Origin of the sequence: Rhodovulum sp. PH10, from assembly GCF_000293785.1 — a bacterium.
Classification (GTDB): domain Bacteria; phylum Pseudomonadota; class Alphaproteobacteria; order Rhizobiales; family Xanthobacteraceae; genus Rhodoplanes.
The window spans coordinates 24477-49232 of sequence record NZ_AKZI01000132.1; the positions used below are offsets into that span (position 1 = coordinate 24477).

At 69.4% G+C, this 24756-nt stretch carries 22 protein-coding genes; 14 read left to right on the forward strand and 8 right to left on the reverse strand.

Annotated features, from left to right (window positions below):
* Positions 1-315: 315 nt before the first annotated feature.
* From A33M_RS18840 to dctP, 4 genes are all read right to left on the reverse strand, one after another.
* On the reverse strand, positions 316-2004 hold the full coding sequence (locus tag A33M_RS18840) for a malonyl-CoA decarboxylase (RefSeq protein WP_008390550.1): 1689 nt from the start codon (positions 2002-2004) through the stop codon (positions 316-318).
* Entirely contained in the window at positions 2001-3317 is a 1317-nt protein-coding gene (locus A33M_RS18845) for a TRAP transporter large permease (protein WP_008390551.1), read from the reverse strand. The genes A33M_RS18840 and A33M_RS18845 overlap by 4 nt, the downstream gene beginning before the upstream one ends.
* Positions 3314-3832 (reverse strand): TRAP transporter small permease, encoded by a 519-nt coding sequence (locus A33M_RS18850; protein WP_008390553.1) that lies wholly within the window; start codon positions 3830-3832, stop codon positions 3314-3316. The genes A33M_RS18845 and A33M_RS18850 overlap by 4 nt, the downstream gene beginning before the upstream one ends.
* A gap of 359 nt (positions 3833-4191) precedes the next feature.
* A complete protein-coding gene (gene dctP / locus A33M_RS18855; RefSeq protein WP_008390557.1) occupies positions 4192-5199 on the reverse strand; it encodes a TRAP transporter substrate-binding protein DctP in 1008 nt (335 codons plus the stop codon).
* Between the two features lie 241 nt (positions 5200-5440).
* Here dctP and A33M_RS25080 point away from each other — a divergent pair, with 241 nt between their 5' ends.
* The 3 genes from A33M_RS25080 to A33M_RS18870 all read left to right on the forward strand — a co-directional run bounded on the left by A33M_RS25080 (position 5441) and on the right by A33M_RS18870 (position 8616).
* Positions 5441-6661: an MFS transporter gene (locus tag A33M_RS25080; protein ID WP_052027131.1), complete on the forward strand. Its 1221-nt coding sequence runs from the start codon at positions 5441-5443 to the stop codon at positions 6659-6661.
* 11 nt (positions 6662-6672) lie between these two features.
* A complete protein-coding gene (gluQRS, locus tag A33M_RS25085) occupies positions 6673-7563 on the forward strand; it encodes a tRNA glutamyl-Q(34) synthetase GluQRS (protein ID WP_008390561.1) in 891 nt (296 codons plus the stop codon).
* Positions 7564-7776: 213 nt separating this feature from the next.
* Positions 7777-8616, forward strand: a complete 840-nt coding sequence (locus A33M_RS18870) for an efflux RND transporter periplasmic adaptor subunit (protein WP_157223563.1) — start codon at positions 7777-7779, stop codon at positions 8614-8616.
* A gap of 116 nt (positions 8617-8732) precedes the next feature.
* Here A33M_RS18870 and A33M_RS18875 read toward each other — a convergent pair whose 3' ends face one another.
* Entirely contained in the window at positions 8733-10415 is a 1683-nt protein-coding gene (locus A33M_RS18875; protein ID WP_008390566.1) for a methyl-accepting chemotaxis protein, read from the reverse strand.
* A 378-nt stretch (positions 10416-10793) separates the two neighbouring features.
* On the opposite strand from A33M_RS18875, the gene A33M_RS18880 reads away from it, so the two are divergent.
* Positions 10794-10985 (forward strand): hypothetical protein, encoded by a 192-nt coding sequence (locus A33M_RS18880; RefSeq protein ID WP_008390568.1) that lies wholly within the window; start codon positions 10794-10796, stop codon positions 10983-10985.
* A gap of 178 nt (positions 10986-11163) precedes the next feature.
* On the opposite strand, the gene argC is transcribed toward A33M_RS18880, so the two are convergent.
* From argC to A33M_RS18895, 3 genes are all read right to left on the reverse strand, one after another.
* Entirely contained in the window at positions 11164-12222 is a 1059-nt protein-coding gene (argC, locus tag A33M_RS18885) for an N-acetyl-gamma-glutamyl-phosphate reductase (RefSeq protein WP_008390570.1), read from the reverse strand.
* A 146-nt stretch (positions 12223-12368) separates the two neighbouring features.
* On the reverse strand, positions 12369-13361 hold the full coding sequence (locus tag A33M_RS18890) for an MBL fold metallo-hydrolase (protein ID WP_040621759.1): 993 nt from the start codon (positions 13359-13361) through the stop codon (positions 12369-12371).
* Between the two features lie 73 nt (positions 13362-13434).
* A complete protein-coding gene (locus tag A33M_RS18895; RefSeq protein ID WP_008390574.1) occupies positions 13435-13956 on the reverse strand; it encodes a DedA family protein in 522 nt (173 codons plus the stop codon).
* Between the two features lie 304 nt (positions 13957-14260).
* On the opposite strand from A33M_RS18895, the gene A33M_RS18900 reads away from it, so the two are divergent.
* The 10 genes from A33M_RS18900 to A33M_RS18945 all read left to right on the forward strand — a co-directional run bounded on the left by A33M_RS18900 (position 14261) and on the right by A33M_RS18945 (position 24631).
* Complete coding sequence (locus A33M_RS18900) at positions 14261-15496, forward strand: hypothetical protein (RefSeq protein WP_157223564.1); 1236 nt, start codon at positions 14261-14263, stop codon at positions 15494-15496.
* Positions 15497-15618: 122 nt separating this feature from the next.
* Positions 15619-17712: a DNA topoisomerase IV subunit B gene (parE, locus tag A33M_RS18905; RefSeq protein ID WP_008390579.1), complete on the forward strand. Its 2094-nt coding sequence runs from the start codon at positions 15619-15621 to the stop codon at positions 17710-17712.
* A 199-nt stretch (positions 17713-17911) separates the two neighbouring features.
* On the forward strand, positions 17912-18154 hold the full coding sequence (locus A33M_RS18910) for a DUF4160 domain-containing protein (RefSeq protein WP_008390580.1): 243 nt from the start codon (positions 17912-17914) through the stop codon (positions 18152-18154).
* Positions 18129-18371, forward strand: a complete 243-nt coding sequence (locus A33M_RS18915; protein ID WP_008390583.1) for a DUF2442 domain-containing protein — start codon at positions 18129-18131, stop codon at positions 18369-18371. The genes A33M_RS18910 and A33M_RS18915 overlap by 26 nt, the downstream gene beginning before the upstream one ends.
* Before the next feature lie 302 nt (positions 18372-18673).
* The gene (locus A33M_RS18920) at positions 18674-19705 is read left to right on the forward strand and encodes a sodium:calcium antiporter (RefSeq protein ID WP_040621762.1); all 1032 of its coding nucleotides are present in this window, start codon (positions 18674-18676) and stop codon (positions 19703-19705) included.
* Positions 19706-19819: 114 nt separating this feature from the next.
* Positions 19820-20458: an HAD family hydrolase gene (locus tag A33M_RS18925; RefSeq protein WP_202801955.1), complete on the forward strand. Its 639-nt coding sequence runs from the start codon at positions 19820-19822 to the stop codon at positions 20456-20458.
* A gap of 208 nt (positions 20459-20666) precedes the next feature.
* Positions 20667-21281, forward strand: a complete 615-nt coding sequence (locus A33M_RS18930; protein WP_008390590.1) for an acetate uptake transporter — start codon at positions 20667-20669, stop codon at positions 21279-21281.
* Between the two features lie 57 nt (positions 21282-21338).
* Entirely contained in the window at positions 21339-21947 is a 609-nt protein-coding gene (locus A33M_RS18935) for a cache domain-containing protein (RefSeq protein ID WP_008390592.1), read from the forward strand.
* 251 nt (positions 21948-22198) lie between these two features.
* Entirely contained in the window at positions 22199-22945 is a 747-nt protein-coding gene (locus tag A33M_RS18940) for a superoxide dismutase (protein WP_008390594.1), read from the forward strand.
* Between the two features lie 147 nt (positions 22946-23092).
* Complete coding sequence (locus A33M_RS18945) at positions 23093-24631, forward strand: tetratricopeptide repeat protein (protein ID WP_008390596.1); 1539 nt, start codon at positions 23093-23095, stop codon at positions 24629-24631.
* Positions 24632-24756 lie beyond the last annotated feature (125 nt).

Consider the following 24756-nt stretch of genomic DNA (forward strand, 5'->3'; position numbering starts at 1 on the left):
TGGAACTCGCCAAGAACTCCGCCGTCATCGCCGGGCTTCGACCCGGCGATCCATCGTATTGAATTTAAAATTGTTTTTTATTTTTGATGGATGCGCGGGTCGAGCCCGCGCATGACGGACGCATGCAATAGAGGTGATGTGTGCATGCCGTGGCGCACGAACGGGCAGAGAGTTCGACCTCGTCCAGAGGAGCACTCCGCAGGAGTGCGTCTCGAAGGACGAGGGCACGGAGGCTGGCGCGGTATGGACCTCATCCTTCGATGACGGCCGCTTCGCGGCCCCTCGGGATGAGGTCGTAGTGTCCCACCGACGGCCTCACCGGGCCGTCTGGGTCTCCGCCGCCGCCCTGCCCGACACGGATTTGCCGATCTCGGCTTTCGCAGCATCGGCTTTCGCAGCGTCGGCTTTCGCAGGCGCGGCCGTGCCGGCATCGCGCGTCGCAGGCTCGCCCCCGACGCCTCCGGTCTTGCCGAGATCCGCCTTGCCCGCCTCGGCCCCGCCGGCGGCCGCATCCGCGCCGTCCCCGACCACCGGTGCCGGCGCGGCGATCGCCTTCGACGCGGGCGCCGCCAGCGCCGGCGTCTCCGCCCTGCCCTTGTCCTTGCCCTTGCCCGGTGCGGCGCCGTCCTTGTCCTTGCCCTTGTCCGCCTTTCCGGTGGCGACCAGCGCCTTGCTCGGGCGGGCGAGCTTGCGCACCGGGTTCGCGGCGATCACCACCCGCGTCTCGGCATAGGCCTCGTGGTTCTGCTCGATGTCGCCGAGGTCGTAGAGATAGTTGACCATCAGCCCGAACGACTGGGCGCGGCCGCGCTCGGAGAGGTCGGCCGGCCAGTTCACCCGCTCGAGCCTGGCGCCGTTGCCGAGATGGAAGCGGGCGACCGAATCGGCCGGCCGGCCCTTGCGGTCGCGGGCGTTCATGTAGAAGGTCGCGCCGGCCCGCATCATCGGCTCGCGCAGCTCGTCGAGCGTGGGCTTGCTCTCCCACCAGCCGTCCTCGTCGAGCCGGGCGAGCGCCACCCGGTCGGCCTCCGAGAAGCTCTGCGACTCCGGGTTCGCCCGCTCGCGCTTCAGCCACGCACCGAAATTCGGCGCCGGCGACAGCGTGACGAAGGTGGTGAGGCGCGGAAAGTCGCGGGTGATCTCCGACACCACCTGCTTGATCAGGAAGCTGCCGAACGAGATGCTGGCGAGCCCGCGCTGGCAGTTGGAGATCGAGTAGAACACCGCGGTGGTCGCCCGCTCCGGGTCGATCGGCTCGCGCTCGGCGGCGAGGATCGGCCCGATCGCGCCGGGAATTTCGCGGGTCAGCGCCACCTCGACGAAGATCAGCGGCTCGTCGACCAACGCCGGATGGAAGAAGGCGTAGCAGCGCCGGTCCGGCGGATCGACCCGGGCGTGCAGGTCGCTCCAGTCGCGGATCTGGTGCACCGCCTCGTAGCGGATGATCTTCTCCAGCACCGCCGCCGGGGTCGACCAGTCGATCCGCCGCAGCACGAGAAAACCGCGGTTGAACCACGAGGCGAACAGGTGCCGGAAGTCGGCGTCGATCGGGTCGAGATCGGGCCGGCGTGCCATCGCCGCGAGCAGGTGCTCGCGCATCTTGACGAGCGACGCGGTGCCGTGCGGCGCGAGGTTGAGGCGGCGAAAGAGCTCCTGGCGGCGTGGCTCGGCGGCGAGGTGCAACTCGTGCGAGGTGGCGTCGGTCTGCGCCACCGCCCAGGCGGCGATCGCTGCCTCGAGGCGGGCCCGGTCGGGGCCGAAGCGCTCCAGCAGCGCCTCGAAGAAGGCGATCCGCGGGCCGGTCTTGAGCTCCTCGTAACGCTGGAGAATTTCGCGTGCGAGGGCGGTGCCGGAGGCCTCGCCGCGGCCCGACAGCAGGCTGTCGCAGAGGTCCACCAGGGTCTCGGAGCGGGTCTGGCTCGGCGGCTCCCGCCGGCGCTCCAGAAGCGAGCGCCCGCGCTCGCTGATGGTGGTCAGCAGCTCGCCGAAGAAGGAGGTGTTCATCGTCCTGGTCCCATCAGAGTATCCGGTAACCACGTGGCGATCTCCGGGACGATGCACAAGATCACCAGCCCGACCACCATGCACGCCACATACGGCAGCGCACCGAGAAGGATGGTGCGGGTCGGCACGTCCGGCGCGATCGCGTTCACGACGAACAAATTGAGCCCGACCGGCGGCGTGATCAAGCCGATCTCCATGTTGAGGGTGACGATCACCCCGAACCACACCGGGTCGAACCCGGCGTCCTTGATGATCGGCAGCAGGATCGGGCTGGTCATCAAGATGATGCCGGCGGGCGGGATGAAACAGCCGGCGACCACCAGGAAGACGTTGATCAGCCCCATCAGCACCCAGCGATTGACCTCGAGCGCGGCGATCGACTGGGCGAGCGACTGGGTGATGTAGAGCGAGCTCAGCATGTAGCCGAACAGCACCGAGGTGCCGATGATCATCAGGATCATCACCGACTCGCGGGTGGTGTCGCGCAAAATGCGCCACCAGTCGGCCGGCCGCCACATGCGGTAGATGACGAGCGCCAGCACGACGCACATGGCGGCGCCGACACCGGCGGCCTCCGAGGGCGTCGCCACCCCGCCGTACAGCACGTACATCACGCCGCCGACGATCGCCATGAAGGGCAGCACCTTCGGCAGCGCCGCCAGCTTGTCGCGCATCACGTAGCGCCGCGAGAACTCGCGCCGGCGCGGCGCCCAGCGCCAGACGTAGAAGATCGTCCAGGCCATGAAGAGCGTGGTCAGCATCAGCCCCGGCAGGACGCCGGCAAGAAACAGCCGGCCGATCGAGGTCTCGGTGGCGATGCCGTAGAGGATCAGCGTGATCGACGGCGGGATGAGAATGCCGAGCGTGCCGCCGGCGCAGATCGAGCCGGTCGCGACCTCGTCCGGATAGCCGCGCTTGCGCATCTCCGGAATGCCCATCTTGCCGATCGCCGCGCAGGTGGCGGGCGAGGAGCCGGTGAGCGCGGCGAACAGCGCGCAGGCGCCGAGATTGGAGACCACGAGCCCGCCCGGCACCCGATAGAGCCAGCGGTCGAGCGCCTCGTAGAGGTCGCGGCCGGCGGGCGAGGAGCCGATCGCCGCCCCCATCATGATGAACATCGGAATCGACACCAGCGTGAAGTCGTGCAGCCCCGAATAGATCGTCTCGGCGACGACCAGGAGCGAGTCGATCCCCTGGAACGCGATCAGCCCGCCGATGCCGACCACGCCGAGCGCGAAGGCGACCGGCGCGCCGGTGAGCAGCACGGCGACGGTGGCGACCAGGACGATCAGGCCTTGCATGGCGATGCTCAAATTCCGCCTCCCTGGGCCGGATCGATGCCGAACGGCTCGTCCCGCCCGGTGACGAGCGCGACGAGATCGGCGACGTATTGCAGCGTCAGCAGGCCGAGGCCGATCGGCATCGCCGCATAGGGAATCCACAGGCGCACCCGCCACATCGATTCCGATTCCCAGCCGCCCGCCCACGCCTCGTGCCACAGGTCGTAGGCCAGCACGGTGACGGTCGCGGTGAAGGCGAGCGACAGCACCGTCGCCACCAGCGCCAGCCAGAACCGCGCTCTCCCCGCGATCATCAGCGGCACCAGATCGACCGCGACGTGGCCCTTGGTCATCAGCACGTAGGGCGCGCCGACGAAGGTCGCGCCGACCAGGCCGAAGGTGACGAAATCGGTCTGCCAGATGGTCGTCTCGCCGAGCACGTAGCGGACGAACACCATCTGACACACGACCACCACGGCGGCGACGATCAGCGCCGCGGCGGCGATCCCGCTCGCCAGCGAGAGCGCCCGCACCGCGGACAGGAACACATCGAGGGGGCGTCCTCGGTCGAGGCGGGGTGTCATGCGTCGTCGTCTTCCGTGTCACGGCCGCCGCGGTCCGGGTCCGCCGCCTCCCCGCGACGGGAGACGGAGCGGCTGCGGCGTCCGGTGATCGCGACGAGGGAAAAAAGCCCCGGCTCGGAGGCGAGCCGACGCCAACAGTTGCAGACGCCATCCTTCGCAGATGCGCCCCTTGCAGACGCGGAGCCTCGCAGGCACCGCCCCTTGCAGATGCGGTGGAGGCCCGGCTCGTGCGGCCCCTCCCCGCTCCTGCCGGAGCGGATCAGGGAGAGCGACATCCCGCACGAGCCCGCCCCGCAGGGCAAGCGCGCCGCAGGCCCGGCGGCCTACTTCACCGCCAGCGCCTGCTCGATCAGCTGCTTGCCGTCCGGCACCTCGTCGGCGAACTGCTCGTAGGAGCTCTCCTTGGCGACCTTCAGCCAAGCGTCGTACTCCTCCGGCGTCAGCGTCACGACCTCGACGCCGTTCTCCTTGAAGGCGTCGACCATCTTGTCGTCGAACTCCGAGCTCGCCTTGCGGAAATAGGCCTCGGCCTTCTTGCCGGCGGCCTTCACCGCCTTCTGCTGCGCCTCGTTCAGCTTGTCGAAGTTGCGCTTCGACATCAGCACCGGCTCGTACATGAACCACAGTGCGTTGTCGCCCGGCGCGGTGATGCATTTGAGCTGCTCGTAGAGACGGAACGAGACGAAGCTCGAGGTCGAGGTGTCGGTGGCGTCGGCGACGCCGGTCTGCAGCGCGTTGTAGGTCTCGCTGCTCGGGATCGTCACGATCGAGGCACCGGCCTTCTGCCACATCGCCGCGAACGTCTTGCCGGCCGAGCGGAACTTCAGGCCGGCGACGTCCTCCGGCTTGCGGATGCAGCCGTTCTTGCCGCCGAACGCGCCGGCGAGCCAGGCGTCGGCCAGCACGATCACGCCGGCGTCCTCGATCTTCTTGCGGATCGAATCCATGAAGGGCGAGGCGTCGAGCCGTTCCGCCCGCGCGTGGTTGCGCACCAGGCCCGGCATCAGCGTGGCGCCGAAGGCGCGCACCTTGCCGCTCGCATAGTCGAGCGGCAGCGAGCTGATGTCGAGCTGGCCGCGCACCATCGCGTTCCACTGGTCGTGCGGCTTGAACAGCGAGGCGCCGGGATAGACCTGCATGTCGAGCCCGACATCGGCGGCCTTCACCTCGCGGGCGATCAGCTGCACCATTTCGTCCCGCGCGTCGCCCTTGCCGCCGGGAAATTGGTGCGACGCACGCAGCGTCACCGTCTCGGCCTGCGCCGCGCGCGGCGCGCCCCCGAGCACGAGCGCGACCGCTGCCGCGGCCGCGAACACTCCGAGCCTGTCCATTCCGTCCTCCTTCGCGTTTCCTCGCCGTTCGGTTTTGTTTTTTGCCGGCGCACCTATGGAAGGGCATCGCGGCGCTCTTGTCGAGGCTCTTGTCAAACGGCGGCAAACGCGGAACACAGGAGGTCCCGGCCGGGCTTTCGGGTGCTCGCCGGCACGACCGCAGGGCGCGGCGGTGCGCCGCCCGGCCCGCATCCCCCGCACCGAAAACGACAACACCGACAGCGAGAGCGAGACCCGCGCCATGAAGGCGTCCCCTTCCGAGAGCGAACCGTCCGGCACCGCCCGGCTCCTCCAGGCCGGCGTGCTGCTGTGGCTCGCCGGCATCGGCCTGCGGCTGACCATTCTGGCGGTGCCGCCGGTGATCCCGCTGATCCGCGACGACCTCTCGCTGTCGGCCACCGAGATCGGCGTGCTCACCGGCATCCCGGCGGTGCTGTTCGCGCTCGCGGCGATTCCCGGCTCGCTTTTGATCGCCCGCTTCGGCGCGCTGACGACGCTGCTCGTCGGGCTGCTCGCGACCGCGGCGGGCTCGGCCTTTCGCGGCATCGCCCCCGACATCTGGTTCCTCTATGCGGCGACCGTCGTGACCGGCTTCGGCGTCGCGGTGATGCAGCCGGCGCTGCCGCCGCTGGTGCGCGCCTGGATGCCGCAGAAAATCGGCTTCGGCACCGCGGTCTATGCCAACGGGCTTCTGATCGGCGAGGTGTTGCCGGTCGCGCTGACGCTGCCGCTGATCGTGCCGCTGACCGACGGCGGCTGGCGCGGCCCGTTCCTCGCCTGGGCGGCGCCGTGCGTGGTGTTCGCGGTCGTGATCCTGCTGTTCGCGCCGGGCCGGCGGGCGGCGGCGGGCGCCAGCGGCTTCGCCAGCAACCGCAAATGGTGGCCGGACTGGAACAGCGGCCTTCTTTGGCGGATCGGCATCATGTTCGGCACCGTCAACGCGATGTACTTCACCATCAACGCCTTCGTGCCCGACATCCTGGCCCGCACCGGGCGCGACGATCTGATCAGCATCACGCTGACCGCGCTCAATGTCGGCCAGCTGCCGGCCTCGCTGCTCCTCCTCGTGTTCGCCGGCCGGCTGGTGCGCAAGGTGTGGCCCTACGTCGCCTGCGGCGTCGGCGCGGTGGTCGCCATTCTCGGCATCATGTTCGGCCCGCCGAGCGTGGTGATCGCCTGCGCCCTCCTCAACGGCTTCGTCGATGCCGGCGTGCTGATCCTGATCTTCGCGCTGCCGCCGCTGCTCGCGAAACCCGAGGACGTGCATCGGCTCGCCGCCGGCATGTTCACCATCAGCTATTCCTGCGCGGTGATCACGCCGATCCTGTCCGGCCTCGCCTGGGATTTGTCCGGCGAGCCGCTCGCGGCCTTCGTGCCGGTGCTGCTCGGCGGCGTGGTGCTGATCGTGCTCGCGCCCGGCATCGGCGGGGTGGCGCGGGCGAGCCGGGACGTCCACGCCTGAGGCGGCGCGCCGTGGCCGGGGTTTTTCGCTTCGCGCCGAGCCCGAACGGGCTTCTGCATCTCGGCCACGCGCTGTCGGCGCTCCTCAACGCCGACCTCGCGGAGAGATCCTGCGGCCGGCTGCTGCTGCGGATCGAGGACATCGACCGCACGCGCTGCCGGCCCGAGCTGGAGGCGGCGATCTTTTCCGACCTCGGTTGGCTCGGCACCGCCTGGGAGACGCCGGTGCGGCGCCAGTCCGAGCATTTCTCCGACTACCGGCAAGCGCTGCAAAAGCTCGACGCGATGGGGCTCGTCTATCCGAGCTTCGAGAGCCGCGCCGAGATCGCCAGACTGGTTTTCGCCCGCGACACTGAAGGAGATTGGCCGCGCGATCCGGACGGCACGCCGCTCTATCCGGGCGACGCCAAGAGCCTGTCGCGCGCCGAGCGGGAAGCCCGCATCGCCTCGGGCGCCCCCTATGCGCTGCGGCTCGACATGGCGGCCGCCCTCGCCCGGCTCGGCGAGACCGGAAAAACCCTGTCCTGGCGCGAGCGCGGCGAGGCGGAGGACGACACCGTCAGCGAGGTTCCGGCAAATCCGGCGGCATGGGGCGACGTGGTGCTCGCCCGCAAGGACGTTCCGACCAGCTACCACCTCGCGGTGGTGGTCGACGACGCCGCCCAAGGCGTCACCGAGGTGGTGCGCGGCCGCGACCTCTTCCACGCGACCAGCGTGCACCGGCTGCTGCAAGCGCTGCTCGGCCTGCCCGCGCCGAATTATCGTCACCACCGGCTGATCTCGGACGCGGACGGCAAGAAGCTGTCGAAATCGACCGGCGCCACCGCGCTCCGTGCGCTGCGCGAGGCCGGCGCCACCCCTGCCGACATACGCCGGCGGGTCGGGCTCGGCGACGGTTCGTAGCCCGCTCTTGAACGATCATCGAACGCGTGCAGGATGTCGGGGCACGACCTTTCGTCTCCCGCGTCCGAACCCTGCGAGGCGATCATGCGATGTCATCCCGCGTCCCTTTTCGACCCCGTGCCGCGTGCTCCTGCCCGAGCCCCCGGCCGTCCGGCGAAACGGACCCGCTCCGCCACCGTTGCCGCCCTCGCCCTGGCCCTGCCGCTCGTGGGCGTGGCGAACAATCCGGCGGCGGCGGACCCGACCTACAACGGCATGGCGGTGTCGGTGGTGAAGGCCGAGCGCCAGTGCTTCGCCGACACGGTCCGGCTCGCCGGCACCGTGGTGGCGCGCGAGCAGTCGCAGGTGCGACCCGACATCGAGGGCGTGCGGGTGTCGCAAATCCTGGTCGAGCCGGGCGACACGGTGGCCGCGGGGCAGGTGCTGGCCAGGCTCGCCAAGGTCGAGGGGATGAACGCGCCCGCCGCGAGCTTCGTCGTCCAGGCCCCCGTCGCCGGCACGGTCGGGCGGGTGATGACCCGGGTCGGCGCGCTGGTGTCGGTCGCCGGGCCGCCGATGTTCGTGCTGATCGTCGGCGGCGCCTTCGACCTCGAGGTGGCGATCCCCTCCACCCGGATGAGCAGGATCGCGGTCGGCCAGCCGGCCGAGGTCGACGTGATCGGCCAGGACGTGGTGAAGGGCCGGGTGCGCACCGTCGCGCCGGAGATCGACCCGAAGACCCAGACCGGCAAGGCGCGCATCGCCCTCGAGGTCGACCGCCGCATCGACATCGGCACCTTCGGCCGCGCCACCGTGCAGACCGGCAGGAGCTGCGGCACCAGCGTGCCCTTGTCGGCAGTGCTGTTCGGCCCGCTCGGGCCGGTGGTCCAGGTGGTGCGCGACAATCGGGTGGAGACGCGGCCGGTGCCGATCGGCCTCCTCTCGCGCGGAAACGTCGAGATCCGCCAGGGCCTCGACGAGGGCGACCTGGTGGTGCGCCGCGCCGGCACGTTTCTCCGCGAGGGCGACCGGGTGCGCCCGGTGCTCGACGAGACCGCGACCGCGGAGAAGTGACCGCGGAGAGGTGACGCCGCGGCGGCGGCGCGGGAGCCGGACGCCAGCGCGGCGCGGGAACCGGGCGCGGCGCGGGAGCCGGACGAGGAAGCCGGACGCGGGCCGAGAGAAAAAGCTCAGGCGGCCCGCACGTTGTCCAAGAACTTCTCGACCTCGAGCCGGAGGCGGTTGCTCTCGCCGGCGAGCTGGCCGGCGGCGTTCAGCACCTCACCGGAGGCGGCCCCGGTCTCCTCGGCACCGCGGCTCACCTCGCCGATGTGCGCGGCGACCTGGGTGGTGCCGGTGGCGGCCTGCTGGATGTTGCGCGAAATCTCCGACGTCGCGGCGCCCTGCTCCTCCACCGCGGCGGCGATGGCGGCGGCGATCTCGGCGATCTTGCCGATCGTCTCGCCGATCTCCTTGATCGCTGCGACCGATTCCTGGGTGGCCGACTGCATGCCGGCGATCTGGGCGGAGATCTCGCCGGTCGCCTTGCCGGTCTGGGCGGCCAGCGCCTTCACCTCCTGCGCCACCACCGCGAACCCCTTGCCGGCCTCGCCGGCGCGGGCCGCCTCGATCGTCGCATTCAAGGCCAACAAGTTGGTCTGCTCGGCGATGGCGGTGATCAGCTGCACGACGTCGCCGATCCGCGAGGCCGCCTGCGACAGCGCGGTGACGCGCGCGTCGGTCTTCTCGGCCTGCCGCACCGCCTCGTCGGCGATCCGGCTCGACGCCTGCACCTGCCGGCCGATCTCGCCGATCGAGGAGGTCATCTCGTCGGTCGCCGCCGCCACCGCCTGCACGTTGGTCGAGGCCTCGTCGGAGGCGGTGGTCACCGTGCCGGCCATCTGGCGGGTGAGGTCGGCGGTGCGGGTGAGCGTGCCGGCGGTCGCCTCCAGCTCGGTCGCGGCCGACGACACGGTGCCGACGATGCCGCCGACCGCCGCCTCGAAGTCGTGCGCGAGCTTGTGCATGTCGTCGCGGCGCTGCGCGGCGGCGCGCGCCTCGGTCTCCTTCTGCTCGGCCTCGAGCCGGGCGCGGGCGACCGCGTTGGTCTTGAACACCTCGACCGCGTCGGCCATCTCGCCGACCTCGTCGTGGCGCCCGACCCCCGGCACCTCGACGTCGAGCCGGCCGCCGGCCAGCGCCTTCATCGCTTCGGTCATCCGGTGCAGCGGCTTGGTGATGCCGCGCGCCATGATCACAGACACCACCACCGTGATCAGCAGCACGATCGCCGCGGCGATCAGCGAGAAGGTGGTGGCGCTCCATGTCTGCGCATCGAGGTCGTCGATATAGACGCCGGTGGTGACCACCCAGCCCCACGGGGCGAACGCACCGGCATAGGACATCTTCGGCATCGGCTGCGCGACGCCGGGCTTCGGCCAGATGTATTCGAGAAAGCCGCTGCCGTTCTTGCGGGCGAGATCGACCAGCTCGGCGACGATCTTCACGCCGTTCGGATCGGTGAGGCCCGACAAATCCTTGCCGACCAGCTCCGGCTGCATCGGATGCATCAGCATCCGGTTCGACATGTCGGTGATGAAGAAGTAGTCGCCGTTGCCGTAGCGCAGGCCGCGCACCCGCGCCTCGGCGCGACGCTTGGCCTCGTCGAGCGTGATCGTGCCGCGATCGGCGGCCGCCGCCTCCTCCTGCACGAGCGTGAGCACCACCTCGGTGACGTGGGAGAGCTCGATCCGCTTCTGGTCGCGAAGCCCGGATGCGAGCTGATGAGAACCGAGCAAGGCGATTCCGACGAGGCCGAGAAAGCCGAGACCGATCAGAATGTAGATCCGGGTTCCGATCGTCAGCCGAAGCATTGCGGGCATGGTCCCTCCGGGAAAGCATCGAACAGAGACAACGGCGCCGTCCGGTCGCGGACCAGGTTTCATGCGATTTCCGGAATGCGAGAAGAATGTGACGTAGATGATTTAATTGTCCCTTAAATGGACCGCATGATACCTTCACCGCTTTACGAGCCGAAGCGGCTAGCTCTCACCAGGAAAGGCGAGAACGACCCCCTTTTTCGGGCGAGAGTCCGTGCCGGACGGTGCCGGGGCGGCACGCGACGAGAATTCTTCGTCTTTCGTCGAACCCGGCCGCCGGTCGCATGCACGAATCGTCGTTACCGAACGGTTTCACCATCCCGGTGGATCGTATCGGTCCGGACCGTGCACCTGTCTCGAGGAGACCTCCGCATGGACAATCCGATGGGATCGGGCGAGCTCGACCACGAGAAGCCGCCGAAAGCGCCGGCACCGCCGCAGACCGGCTCGGGCACGCCCCAAGTCGGGTCCGGCACCCCGCAGATCGGCTCAGGAACGCCGAACGTGGGCTCGGGCACGCCGAACGTGGGCTCGGGCACCGCGACGCCCAAATCGGGCGGCTGACGCCGGGCGTCGACGTCGGACAACCGACGTCGGACATCCGATGATCGCCCAGGACGACGAAGGCTCGCCCGCCGGCCGGCGGACGAGCCCTTTTTTCGTTTCTCTGCCGACCGTCTTCCGTCAGGCTTCAGACTGTCGTCCGGCCTTCGCCGGCACCCCGACGGCGGCTTCCCGAATGTCAGGGAAACAGCGCGACCTGGCGCAGCCCGGTGTCTTCCGGAAAGCCGAGCATCAGATTCATGTTCTGCACCGCCTGGCCGGACGCGCCCTTGACCAGATTGTCGAGCGCCGCGCCGACGATCGCCCGTCCCGGCACGCGGTCGCGGGCGACCCCGATGAAGGTGAGGTTGGAGCCGCGCACGTGGCGGGTCTGCGGCATCTCGCCGAACGGCAGCACATGGACGAACGGCTCGTCGGCATAGGCGTCGGTGAGGATCGCATAAAGCTCCTCCGCCCCGCGCCCCTCGGTGCCGCGCACATAGATCGTCGAGAGGATGCCGCGGTTCATCGGCACGAGATGCGGCGTGAAGGTCGGCACCACCTTGCGGCCGGCGGCCTTGGAGAACTCCTGATCGAGCTCCGCCATGTGCCGGTGATGGCCGACGCCGTAGGCGTGAAAGCCCTCCGACACCTCGGAGAACAGCATCGCCTCCTTGGCCGAGCGGCCGGCGCCGGTCATGCCCGACTTCGCGTCGATCACGATGGCGTCGAGGTCGATCGCCTTGGCCCGGATCAGCGGCAGCAGCGGGAGCTGGCCGCAGGTGGTGTAGCAGCCCGGATTGGCGACCAGCCGCGCCCCCTTGATCTTCTCCCGATAAACCTCGACCAGCCCGTACACCGCCTCGCGCTGCAGGTCGGGCGCGCGGTGGGCGTGGCCGTACCAGTATTCGTAGGCCGCCTCGTCGAACAGCCGGAAATCGGCCGAAAGGTCGACCACCTTGGTTCGCGGCGCCGCCGCGAGGAGCGTCTCGATCACCGTCTGCGTGGTGCCGTGCGGGAGCGCGCAGAACACGAGGTCGAGCCCGGCGCTCGGCCAGTCGACGTCGTCGATCGAGACGAGCCGCGGCAGCGCATAGGGCGAGAACTGCGGAAACACGTCGCGCACCGCCTGGCCGGCGCGGCGGTCGGCGGTCAGAAGCGCGATGTCGACGCGCGGATGACAGAGCAGCAGGCGCAGGAGCTCGGAGCCGGTATAGCCCGAGGCCCCGAGAATGCCGATATTCGCCTTGTCCGTCATGACTCCGTCCTTCCGTGCGTCGAATGAGGCGCACATCTAATACCGGACCGTCACGACGGAAAGACGCGTCGGCGGCATTCCGGGTCGGCGGTTTCCGCCGGCCCGGCGCCGCACGGGTCGCCGCACGGGGCCACCGCGGGGGCGCGCTACAGCAGCGGATTCCAGTAGATCGGCACGAAGCGATAGCCGTCGCCGTCCTTCTCGACGTGCCCGGTCGAGGGGAACGGGATGTGGAACCCGTGCAGCTTCAGCCGGTCGGCCGCCGCCATGTCGTAGAGGCGCCGCCGGGCTTTTTCGGCCATCGCGCCGTCCATGTCGAAGCGCACCCGCCAGCCGGGATGGCGGATGAACAGCGCCGGGTGGTTCGACACGTCCCCCTGGATCAGCAGCTGGTCGCTTCCCGAGGCGAGCACGAACGAGGTGTGGCCCGGCGTGTGGCCGAAGGTCGGCATCGCGGTGAGGCCGGGCAGAACCTCCTTGTCCATCGCGAACCGGGTCGGCGGCCTGCCGAGCGCATCGAACACCCGCTTGGCGTTGTCGAACGTGCCTTGCAGCGGCGTGCCCTTGGCCTGCGCCGCATTGCCGTCGTCCATCCAAAAGGCCCATTCGGGCTCGGGGACCAGCACCTCGGCATTCGGAAAGGCCGGCTTGCCGTCGGCGCCGACCAGGCCGTTGATGTGGTCGCCGTGGAAATGCGAGATCACCACCGCGTCGACCTGCTCGGCGGTGAGGCCGGTGACCGCCAGATTGGTGTGGAACTGGCCGACCGCCCCCTTGGACTGGGCAAAGGCGCCCGCCCCGTTGCCGGTGTCGATCACCGCGACGCGCGAGCCGAGATTGACCACCATCGGATTGAACACCAGCGTCAGCTCGTCCGGCGGCATGTAGGCGGCTTCCAGCGCGTCGTTCACCGCGTCCATGTCGGCATTGGTGACGAAGCCCTCCGGCAGCGGCATTTTTCGGGCGCCGTCGGTGACCACGGTGACCACCGCGTCGCCGACCGTGTAGCGGTAGAAGCCCGGCGCCTGGGTGCTCGGCTTCGCCGCCTCGGCATGCGCCGGCAGCGCGGCCCCGGCCGCCCCGGCCGCCGCACCCGCGGCACTGCCGGCCAGCATGGTCCTGCGGGTGAGATCGGTCATCGGCTTCTCCTCCGGTTCTGGGATTTCGTTCACGCGCACGCCACACGTCATATGTTGCGCACTTTCGGATACGCTACCCTCCGTTGAACCATTTCAGCCCCATCGCCCCCGGCACCAGCAGAACCGCCGCCCACAGGAACGCCGAGCCGAAATTGGCGATCTGGAACTGCCACCACGGCATCACGAAAATGCCGGCCGCGAGCGGCACCGAGGCGCGCAGCGGCCCGAAGAACCGCCCGATCACGATCGCCAGCACGCCCCAGCGCCGCACGAACGCCTCGCCCTTGGGCAGCATGTCCGGGTGCCTCGACAGCGGCCAGATGTGCGCCACCTTGTCCTTGAAGGTGACGCCGAACCAGTAGGACAGCCAGTCGCCGAGCGCCGCCCCCACCGCGCCGGCCACCCACACCGGCCAGAACTCGAGGCTGCCGAGCCCGATCAGCGCGCCGATGCCGACCAGCGCCGCCCAGGCCGGCACCAAGAGCGACAGGAAGGCGAGCGATTCCGCAAAGGCCAGCGCCCCGACGATCGGCGCCGCCCAGACCTGGTTGACGCGGACGAACTCGATCACGGCATGGGCGTATTGCTCGAACATGGCGGGTCTCACATGGGGAGGCCGTGTGACGGCCGAAAGACACCGCGCCGGCCCGGCCGACGCGGCAGCGTGACGCGCGAGAGGACTTGGCAGTGGGCGACCCGACCGGTCGCCGGTTTCTTCGGTAACACCGAACCGGTCGACGCACGAGGGACGGGGTGGTACAGGTCGTTGCGTGCTTCGGCTCCCGCGGGTCGCATCGTTGATTCCGGAGAGTTCGTTTCGACGCGTTTTGCCGACGAGTTCTGTGATGCCATCGATCGCCACCGGCCGGCCGGATCGCTCCGTGCCGCGGGGTGGGTTTGTGCTGCCCTTCGTCGTGTTCGCCGTCGCCTTCGTGGTGTTCGCGGTGAGCCCGGTCAAGACTCCGTACGATTCACGCTGGTCGATCCATACGGCGGCGAGCCTGCTGCACGGAGAAGGCGGCTCTCTCGGTGCGTATCGGCCGGTGCTCGCGACCAACGATTTCTATGCCATCACGACCTGCCGGGGCGAGCCACGAACGATCTTTCCGATCGGCGTTTCGGTGCTCGCGACGCCGATGGTGGCGATCGCCTCGTTGGTCGCGCCGTCGTTCGAGGAGCGGCTGGCCACCAGCGTTCCGGCGACGTTCGAGAAGGTCGTCGCCTCCTTCTACGGCGCCCTGGCGGTCGCCTTCTTCTTCATGCTGGTGCAAGCGCGTTTCGGCTCGGTGCCGATCGCCGTCACGTCGGCGGCGGTGCTCGCCTTCGGCACCTCCATGTGGTCGATGGCGACACGCGCGCTGTGGCAGCACGGCCCGCTGATGCTGATGCTGACCGTGACGATGCTGCTGCTCGAGCGGTCGAAGCAGAACCCGAAGCTCGCGGGCTTCGTCGGGCTGCCGCTCGCGGCCGCCTTCATCATCCGGCCGACCGCCGCGATCCCGATCGCCGTGCTCGGTTGCTGGTTACTGATCTACAATCGGCGCGCCCTGATCGGCACCGTGCTCGGCGGCCTCGCCGTCGCAGCCGTGTGGTTCGCCTTCAACATCGCCACCTGCGGCAGCCCGATTCCCGACTACTTCCTTCCGGGACGGCTCGACGGCCAGAGCACCTTCGCGGAGGCTTTGGCCGGAAACCTGGTCAGCCCGGCCCGCGGGCTCCTGGTGTTCTCGCCAGTGCTCCTGTTCGCGATCCCTGGCTTCGTTCGCGCGGTGCGGGCGCGGCAGGACCGCGGCCTCGCCCTCGCCTACGGGCTGATCGTGGTGCTCCACTGGATCGCGGTCTCGCACTTCCCTCACTGGTGGGCCGGCCATTCGTACGGACCGCGGTTGATGTCCGACATTCTCCCGTTTCTGGTATATTTCGTGGCGTTCGCGCTGGCCGGCCTCGCGACGCTGCCGCGCCGGAGCCGACGAGCCGCAGCTGCGTGCTTCGGCGTGCTGATGCTCGCGAGCGTGGCCGTCCACCTCGACGGCGCGACCCGCTACGCGGGGTGGAGCTGGAACGTCTTGCCCGAGAACGTCGACGCCGCGCCCGCCCGGCTGTGGGACTGGCGCGATCCGCCGTTTCTGCGGTAGCAAGGCACGCAACCGAATTAATATTCACTTCATCGTCCCGGCAGCACCCGCCCGGGATGCCACATCTTCGCCCGGCGGCGTGGCATAGTGCCGGCACCGATTCGAGAGGTCCGACACAGCCGATGGCCAAGAGCGCATCCAAGAGCAAGAAAGAGTCTCCCGACGACCTTTTTGCCGCCGGCACCGGCGCCGCCCCGCAGGGCGCCGCCCCTTCCGGCCGGGCCGCGGCCCGCGCACAGGGCGAGGCCGCACTGGCGGCGCGCCGCAACGCGGCCGAAGGCACCTACACGGCGCAGGACATCGAGGTTCTCGAAGGGCTCGAGCCGGTGCGCCGCCGACCCGGCATGTATATCGGCGGCACCGACGAGCGCGCGCTGCACCACCTCTTCGCCGAGGTGATCGACAACTGCATGGACGAAGCTTTGGCCGGATTCGCCACCTTCATCGAGGTGTCGATGGAGCCGGACGGCTGGCTGACGGTGACCGACAACGGCCGCGGCATCCCGGTCGACCCGCACCCGAAATTCCCCAAAAAATCCGCGCTCGAAGTCATCATGTGCATGCTGCACGCGGGCGGCAAGTTCGATTCGAAAGTCTACGAGACCTCGGGCGGCCTGCACGGCGTCGGCATCTCGGTGGTCAACGCGCTGTCGGAAACCCTCGAGGTCGAGGTCGCCCGCCAGGGCCAGCTCTACCGCCAGACCTTTTCGCGAGGAAAGCCCACCTCGGGCCTCGAAAAGCCCGGAAAGATCAACAACCGCCGCGGCACGCGGGTGCGCTTCAAGCCGGACGCCCAGATCTTCGGCAAGGCGAAGTTCAGCCCCAAGCGCCTGTTCACGATGACGCGGGCGAAGGCCTATCTGTTCGGGGGCGTCGAGCTGCGCTGGAAGTGCGACCCGAGCCTCGTCGCCGGGCTCGACGGCGTGCCGGCGGAAGAGACCTTCCACTTTCCGGGCGGCCTCAAGGACTATCTCGCCGGCGCGCTCGAGGGCCAGACGCTGGTGCATCCCGACATGTTCACCGGCCAGTCCGGCCGGCCGGGCCAGAACGGCGCGGTCGAATGGGCGGTCGCCTGGACGGCGGACGGCGACGGCTTCCTCGGCTCCTACTGCAACACCATCCCGACCCCCGAGGGCGGCACCCACGAGGCGGGTTTGCGCGCGGCGCTCCTACGCGGGCTGAAGGACCATGCCGAGCGCATCGGCCAGGGCAAGCGCGCCCAGCCGGTCGGCTCCGACGATCTGATGACCGGCGCCGGCGCCATGCTGTCGGTGTTCGTGCGCGAGCCGGAATTCCAGGGCCAGACGAAGGACCGGCTCGCCACCGGCGAGGCGCACCGCATCGTCGAGAGCGCGGTGAAGGACCAGTTCGACCACTGGCTCGCCGGCAACCCGACACAGGCCAACAAGCTTTTGGACTGGGTGATCGAGCGCGCCGAGGAGCGCTTGCGTCGCCGCCAGGAGAAGGAGGTCGCCCGCAAGTCGGCGGTGAAGAAGCTGCGGCTGCCGGGCAAGCTCGCCGACTGCACGCTGTCGGCCGCGCAGGGCTCGGAGATCTTCATCGTCGAGGGCGATTCGGCCGGCGGCTCGGCCAAGCAGGCGCGTGATCGCGCGTCCCAGGCCGTGCTCCCGTTGCGTGGAAAAATCCTCAACGTGGCGAGCGCCGGCAAGGACAAGCTCGCCCAGAACCAGCAGCTCTCCGACCTGATGCAGGCGCTCGGCTGCGGCACCGGCGAGCGCTATCGTGACGACGACCTGCGCTACGAGAAGGTGATCGTGATGACCGACGCCGACGTCGACGGCGCGCACATCGCCTCGCTCCTGATCACCTTCTTCTACCGCCAGATGCGGCCGCTGATCGAGAACGGTCACCTCTATCTCGCGGTGCCGCCGCTCTACCGCCTCTCGCACGGCGGCAAGACCTTTTATGCCCGCGACGACGCCCACAAGGACGAGATCATGCGGAAGGAATTCCGCGCCAATGCGAACGTCGAGATCGGCCGCTTCAAAGGTCTCGGCGAGATGCTCCCGGGTCAGCTCAAAGAGACCACCATGAGCCCCAAGACCCGCACGCTCCTGCGGGTGAAGCTCGTCACCGAGGAGCGCGCCGACACCGCAAAGACGGTCGAGCGGCTGATGGGCACCAAGGCCGAAACCCGCTTCGCCTTCATCCAGGAGCGCGCCGAGTTCGCGAGCGACGAGATGCTGGACGTTTAGCGGGCTGCGCCCCGCGGGGACATCGTAGCAAGCGTAGCCCGGGTGGAAGGTAGCCCGAGTGGAGCACAGCGAAACCCGGGTCCCGGGCGGTCCGCATGCTGTCCCGGATCTCGCTTCGCTCGATCCGGGCGACGGCGACTGCGCTATTCCACCCTACGACCTACGCGCTGGACGGTGAAGGAGAAACAAGGAGCCGAACGTGCCGACCGTTTTGCGGGAAGCCGGGTACAGGTTCTTCTTCTACAGCCTCGAAGGCGGTGAGCCGCCCCATATCCACGTCGAAAGTGGTGACAACGTCGCCAAGTTCTGGCTCGATCCGGTCGAGCTCGCAGACGCTCACGGGTTCCGGTCCCACGAGCTGAAGCGGATACGGCTTCTCGTGATCGAGCATCGCTTGGTGTTCCTGGAGGCATGGAATGCCCATTTCGGCCATCGCGCGTGATCCGACCGCCGTCGAGGTCACCGTCACCGACGACCGCCTCGTGGTCGTGCTGGCGGACGGCCGCGAGATCGCCGCACCGCTGGTGTGGTTCCCGCGGTTGATCGAGGCGAGCGCCGAGGCGCGCGGCAACTGGCGCCTGATCGGCCGCGGCCAAGGCATTCATTGGCCCGACATCGACGAGGACGTCTCGGTCGCGAGCCTTTTGAAGGCGAGCTGATCGCGATAGCCCGGGCGCCCTCTTCGTCCGGAAACACGCCCCACCCTCCGCTCATTCCCGCGCAAGCAAGTGTAGCCCGGGTAGAGCGCAGCGAAACCCGGGTTCCGGGCGATCGGCATCCTGCCCGGATCTCGCTTCGCTCGATCCGGGCTACGACTTCACGCACCGCCGACCCGGAACGAGGCCTCCGACACGGCGTTGGACTGAAACCGACGCGAGATCGCCACGACCGGCACGCCCTGGAGCCCGCATGCTCGACACCGGACCCGGCCCCGACACGTCGCGCTCGGGTGCGCCCCGCCATGCCGGCGATCGCTGACCTCCCGCTCTGGGCGGTCGTCGGCGTGTTCGTCGCCAGTGCGGCGGCGATCGCGCTCGCCGGGAGCAAGCTGTCCGGGATCGCCGACGCGCTCGCCGATCGCACCGGCATGGGAGAGGTCGTCGCCGGCGCGCTGTTCGTGGGCGCGGCGACGTCGCTTCCGGGGGCCATCACGTCGGTCACCACCGCCGCCCAGGGCGCGGCCGGGCTCGCCATCGGCAACGCGCTCGGCGGGCTGACGGCCCAGACCGCCTTCATCGCGATCGCCGATCTCTTCTACCGCCGCGCCAACCTCGAGCATGCCGCCGCGAGCGCGACCGGGCTCGCCCAGGGCGTGCTCCTCGTCGCGCTCCTCGCGATGCCCCTGATCGCCGCCGCCGAGCCTCCGGTCACGGTCTTCGGAGTTCATCCGGTCTCGCTCCTGATCCCGCTCGCCTACGGCTTCGGTCTGAAGCTCCTGTCCCGCATCCAGACCGCTCCGATGTGGAAGCCGGTCGAAACCGAGGAGACCCGCGAGGCGATCTCCGAGCCCGACGAGGGCGACGGCGCGGTGACGGATCGCTCCCTCTGGCTTCGCTTTCTGCTCTTTGCGGGGATCACGGCCGTCGCGGGGTACGCGATCGGCCGGGCGAGCATCGGGATCGTCGGCGCGACGGCGCTGTCGGAAACCGCAGTGGGCACGATCTTCTCCGCGATCGCCAACTCGCTGCCGGAGCTGGTCACGGCGATCGCCGCGGTGCGGCTCGGCGCGGTGAGCCTCGCGGTCGGCGACGTGATCGGCGGCAACGCGTTCGAGGTGATGTTCCTGAGCGCGGCCGATCTGTTCTACGACGGCTCGATCTACGCGGCGATGACCGAGCAGGACCGGACCACCGGCCTGATCGCCATGCTGATGACGGCCGTGCTGCTGCTCGGCATGATCCGCCGCCAGAAATCCGGGCCGGGCAATATCGGCTTCGAGAGTGCGCTCGTTCTCCTGCTCTACGCCGGCTCGGTCGTCCTGATCTTCCTGTAGGGCGCCGACCTGCAGCACGCGCCATGCACGACGTCCCGGCCTCCCCCCTTCCGTGAATCACCGCGGTAGCATCGTCCGTCGGCGCGCGTTAGCAAGCGTAGCGAGCGGAGCCGGGTGGAGCGCAGCGAAACCCGGGCCCCGGGCGGTCCGCATCCTGTCCCGGATCTCGCTTCGCTCGATCCGGGCTACGACGGCTACGACGCTACGACGGTGCCAACGCGACGATGGCCACGCGGCTCGCGCCCGCGTATGACGAGCAATCGATTTTCAGGCGATCATTGCATGCTCACCATCGACATCCCGGGCCGAAACCCGCTCGCGCTCCAAAATCTCGTGCTCGATTACAACGGCACGATCGCCTGCGACGGCGCGCTCCTGCCGGGCGTGGCGCCGGCGGTGGAAGAGCTTCGGCAGGTGCTCGCGGTCCACGTCCTCACCGCCGACACCTTCGGCAGCGCGGGCGCCCAGCTCGCGCCGCTCGGGGTGGCGCTGGCGCTGATCCCGCCGGGCGGCCAGGCCGAGGCCAAGGCGGCGTTCGTGGAAAAGCTCGGGGCCGATACGGTGGTCGCGATCGGCAACGGCGCGAACGACGCGGCAATGCTCGCGCGGGCGGCGCTCGGCATCGCGGTGATCGAAGGCGAAGGCGCGGCGGGCGCGGCGCTCCGCGCGGCCGACGTCGTCGTCACCGACATCCGCCACGCCTTCGACCTGTTGCTGAAGCCGCTCCGGCTGAAAGCGACCCTGCGCACCTGACCGGCTCGCCTGCCCTGCCCCGGCTCGCCGGCCCCCTGCCCCCTCCTGCGCCCCGCGCAATCCGCCCGCCGGCCCCGAAAGCCCCGGGCGGGGAGCCCTGCACGCCTGCGTCGCCGACGGCCTCCGGAAGATCCCCGCGGTAGCATCGTCCGCCGTCGCGCTGTAGTTTACCGTCGTCTACAACGCAACCGCCCAGGGACACTTCGAAATGGCAGAACAAAAAATCGGAAACCCGGCCGTCGTCGGGCTGGCCGGCTTCGGCCTGACCACCATGGTGCTGCAGTTCCACAATGTCGGCTGGATGGGCCTCGGCCCGGTGATCTGGCTCGGCCTGATTTTCGGCGGGCTCGCCCAGATGATCGCCGGCCTGCAGGAAATGAAGACCGGCAACAATTTCGGCTACTGCGCCTTCACCGCCTATGGCTGCTTCTGGATCGCGCTCGCGCTCCTGCTGGTCGGCAATCACTACAACCTTTACGTGTCGAGCCGCACCGATATCGGCTGGTTCCTGATCGCCTGGACGCTGTTCACCGCCATCCTGTGGGTCGGGTCGCTGCGCATCTCGAGCGCCCTCGCCCTCACCTTCACGCTGCTGCTCGCCGGCTTCGTGCTGCTCGACCTCGCGCATTTCGGCTATCCGGAGCTGACCGTCGTGGCCGGCTACGAGCTGATGGCCTGCGCGGCGATGGCTTGGTACGTGATGGCGCACCTGATCTTCGCCGACGTCTTCGGCCGCGACGTTCTGCCGGTCGGCCGGCCATGGCTGCGCGGCCCGAGCGCCCCGGCGCCGACGCCGCTCAAGGTGGCGGCGGCCAAGGCCTGACCGGCCCAAACGGCCATCGAGCAAGCAGAACCAAGCGAAAAACGATCGGAGGAAGACATGCGTGCCACTCTGACGGCCATCGTGCTGGTCGCCGCGCTCGCGGCGGGCGGCGTGTCCCCCGGCGCCGCCGGCGAGACTGCGGCCACCGGGGCGACGACCACCGGGGCGACGACCACCGAGAGCGCGACGTCCGAGAGCGCGACACCCCAGGAGGTCGTCGCAAAAGTGTGGGCCGCGTCGCGGTTCCTCGGCGAGAAGGGCGCGTCGGGCTATGCGGCGTTCAACAGCAAGGACGGACCGTGGGTGTGGAAGGACTCCTACGTGTTCGTCTACGACTGCCGGCTCGACCGGATGGTCGCCCATCCGCTGCGGCCGGATTTGGTCGGGCGGCCGGTGAAGCAGATCGTCGACAACAACGGCAAGCACATCTTCGTAGACCTGTGCGACACCGGCCGGCAGAAGGGCGGCGGCTGGGTCGAGTATCTGTGGACCAAGCCGGGCGCCGGCAGCGTCTCGCGAAAGATCTCCTACGCGCTCGGCGCCGACATCGCCTTCGCGAGCGGCATCCAGGTGGCGGCCGGCGTCTACGACGACGACGTCTCCACCGCCGACCTCGCCACGCTGACCGACCGGATGGCCGACCCGACCAAGTATCCGGCGCACTGACGCCGGCTTTCCGGCGCCCGCGGCTCGCCCGTCCGAGCCTCGCCTCCTCCCTCCGGCCTCCGGGCCGGGGGACCGCGCGAGTGCGGCGACGTGCGGTGTTTCGGCGTGCTCCCGCAGGCTGCCGCCGGAACCATTTGCGCCGACCGGCGTCGTCCCGGCATCGTCACCATGATGCCGTCGCACCGGGCCGCCGCGGGGGGTTGCCGGCGACGCGCACCGGTGAAAAGAACATCCGACCTCACGGAGACATCATGCCCGCAAGCACCACGGCGCGCCCGACTTTGTTCGAGCGCTACACCTCCCTCGTCGCGTCCGCCCTCGGGCTCGAGCCGGGCACCGGCACGGCCGGCGGTTCCGCGCGCGGCGCGTTCACGCTGCCGCCCCTGCCCTATGCGACCAGCGCGCTCGCGCCGGTGATCGACACGCGGACGATGGAGCTGCACCACGGCAAGCACCACCGCGCCTATGTCGACAAGCTCGATGCCGCGCTGAAAAACCACCGGAGCCTCGCGGCGAAGCCGCTGCACACGCTGCTCGAGTCGCTCGACACGCTGCCCGCCGCGATCCGCAAGGCGGTGCGCGACAATGGCGGCGGCCACGCCAACCACTCGATGCTCTGGGAGATCATGGGGCCGCCCGGCGAAGGTTCGCAGGCGCCGACCGGCGCGCTCGCCGAGGCGATCGCCAAGAGCTTCGGCTCGCTCGACAAGATGAAGGCGGCGGTGGAGGCGGAAGGCGCCGGGCAGTTCGGCTCCGGCTGGGTGTTCGTGCTGGTCGCGCCCGACGGCGGGCTGTCGATCGAGACCCGGCCGAACCAGGATTCGCCGCTGATGGACGGCAAGCGCCCGCTGCTCGGCAACGACCTGTGGGAGCACGCCTACTATCTCACCTACGAGAACCGCCGGGCGGACTATCTGAAGGCGTGGTGGGCGGTGGTGAACTGGGACGCGGTCGCCCGCCGCTACGACGCCGCCCGCGCCGGCACGCTGACGGTGTGAGGCGACGATCCGCGACCTCGTAAACCGAAGCATCCTCCCGAGCGCGACGAAACCCCGGCTTTGAGGGTATCCTGCCGCGGCTCGCGCGAATCACCCCGGCCCGGCACACTTTCGGCCGGGAACCGTCGCGCGGGATCGAGGTTTTGGATGGCGACATCGCGGTCGAAGAGGCATCCCTCGCCGGGCACGGCGAACGGGCGCGAAAAACGTCCGCCGCCGCGGCCGGAGGTTCTTCGCGCGGTCGCGCTCCAGAACGCCGGGAAGATCGCCGAGGCGGAACAGCTGTTCGTCGCGGTGCTGCGGGCCGACCCGCACGACTTTCACGCGCTCCATCAGCTCGGGCTGATCTGCTACGGCCGCGACCAGCACGCCGAGGCGGTGCTTTTGTTCGCCACCGCCGCCGAGCAGCGGCCGGACTCGCCCGAAGCTCTCTCCAATCTCGGCCTCGCGCTGCACGGGCTGAAGCGCTTCGAGGAGGCGGTCGCCGCCTACGACGCCGCCCTCGTCGCCGACCCGCGGCACGGAAAAGCCCATTACAATCGCGGCAACGCGCTGACAGAGCTCGGCCGCCACGAAGAGGCGCTGCAATCGCTCGAGCGGGCGCTGGCGCTGCAGCCGGGCGACCCGGACGTGCTCTATGTGCGCGGGAACGCGCTGCGCGAGCTGCGCCGGCACGACGACGCGATGGCCGCCTACGACCGGGCCCTGGCGCTCGATCCCGGCCGGGTCGACGTGCATTTCAACCAAGCGCTCACCCTGCTGCGGCTCGGCCGGCTGAGGGAAGGTTTCGCCGCCTACGAGTGGCGCTGCGAAAAACCGGAATTTTCCGCGGTGAAGGCGCGCTTCCCTGCCCCGCCCTGGCGCGGCGAGGAGCCGGTCGCGGGAAAAACGCTGCTGCTGCATCCCGAGCAGGGGCTCGGCGACGTCGTGCAGTTTTTGCGCTACGTTCCGGTGCTCGCGGAAAAAGGGGCAAAGGTGATAGCCGCGGTGCCGCCGCCTCTGTTGCCGCTGGTCGAGGACGCGCTGCCGGGGGCTGCCGAGATTTACGGCTGGGGGACCAAGCCGCCACCCGGCTTCGACCTCCACACCACCTATCCGAGCCTGCCGCACGCGATGGGCACCACGCTGGAGACGATCCCGGCACATGTGCCGTATCTGACGGTGCCCGAGGCGCAACGCGCCGCCGAGACGGCGCGGCTCGGCGGGCTGCCGACCCCACGGATCGGGCTCGTCTGGGCCGGCAACCCGGAGCACGGCAACGACCACAACCGCTCGGTCCCGCTCGCGACCCTCGCCCCCCTCATCGATCTGCCCGGCGTCTCGTTCGTGAGCCTTCAGAAGGTGTTGCGGCCGGGCGACGAAGCCTTTTTGCAGGCGCGGCCGGGCATTTTGCGACGCGGCGAAGCCTTTTCGGACTTCGCTGAAACCGCCGCCGCCATATCCTTGCTGGATCTGGTGATCTCGGTCGACACCTCGGTCGCCCACCTGGCCGGGGCGCTCGGCAAGCCGACGTGGATCCTGCTGCCCTGGTCGCCCGACTGGCGCTGGCTGCTCGATCGCGACGACACCCCCTGGTACCCGACCGCAAGGCTCTTCCGCCAGCCGAAGCTCGGTGACTGGGACGGCGTGGTCGCACGCCTCCGCGACGAGGTGGCGAACCTCGCCGCCGGCACGCCGTTGGCTTAGGCTCGAGAAGAACATCTGTCGCGAACGACCCGCGAGGACCCGATGGCAAAGTCTCGTCTCATACCACCGGCGGAAGACTATGACCTCATCCTGAGGGGCCGCGAAGCGGCCGTCTCGAAGGATGA

What these genes read in the sequence shown, in the direction of transcription:
- A33M_RS18840 (WP_008390550.1), bottom strand. Translation starts at nt 2,004, where the DNA reads ATGAACACCTCCTTCTTCGGCGAGCTGCTGACCACCATCAGCGAGCGC.
- dctP (WP_008390557.1), bottom strand. Translation starts at nt 5,199, where the DNA reads ATGGACAGGCTCGGAGTGTTCGCGGCCGCGGCAGCGGTCGCGCTCGTG.
- A33M_RS25080 (WP_052027131.1), top strand. Translation starts at nt 5,441, where the DNA reads ATGAAGGCGTCCCCTTCCGAGAGCGAACCGTCCGGCACCGCCCGGCTC.
- A33M_RS18875 (WP_008390566.1), bottom strand. Translation starts at nt 10,415, where the DNA reads ATGCTTCGGCTGACGATCGGAACCCGGATCTACATTCTGATCGGTCTC.
- A33M_RS18880 (WP_008390568.1), top strand. Translation starts at nt 10,794, where the DNA reads ATGGACAATCCGATGGGATCGGGCGAGCTCGACCACGAGAAGCCGCCG.
- argC (WP_008390570.1), bottom strand. Translation starts at nt 12,222, where the DNA reads ATGACGGACAAGGCGAATATCGGCATTCTCGGGGCCTCGGGCTATACC.
- A33M_RS18890 (WP_040621759.1), bottom strand. Translation starts at nt 13,361, where the DNA reads ATGACCGATCTCACCCGCAGGACCATGCTGGCCGGCAGTGCCGCGGGT.
- A33M_RS18895 (WP_008390574.1), bottom strand. Translation starts at nt 13,956, where the DNA reads ATGTTCGAGCAATACGCCCATGCCGTGATCGAGTTCGTCCGCGTCAAC.
- parE (WP_008390579.1), top strand. Translation starts at nt 15,619, where the DNA reads ATGGCCAAGAGCGCATCCAAGAGCAAGAAAGAGTCTCCCGACGACCTT.
- A33M_RS18915 (WP_008390583.1), top strand. Translation starts at nt 18,129, where the DNA reads ATGCCCATTTCGGCCATCGCGCGTGATCCGACCGCCGTCGAGGTCACC.
- A33M_RS18920 (WP_040621762.1), top strand. Translation starts at nt 18,674, where the DNA reads ATGCCGGCGATCGCTGACCTCCCGCTCTGGGCGGTCGTCGGCGTGTTC.
- A33M_RS18930 (WP_008390590.1), top strand. Translation starts at nt 20,667, where the DNA reads ATGGCAGAACAAAAAATCGGAAACCCGGCCGTCGTCGGGCTGGCCGGC.
- A33M_RS18935 (WP_008390592.1), top strand. Translation starts at nt 21,339, where the DNA reads ATGCGTGCCACTCTGACGGCCATCGTGCTGGTCGCCGCGCTCGCGGCG.
- A33M_RS18940 (WP_008390594.1), top strand. Translation starts at nt 22,199, where the DNA reads ATGCCCGCAAGCACCACGGCGCGCCCGACTTTGTTCGAGCGCTACACC.
- A33M_RS18945 (WP_008390596.1), top strand. Translation starts at nt 23,093, where the DNA reads ATGGCGACATCGCGGTCGAAGAGGCATCCCTCGCCGGGCACGGCGAAC.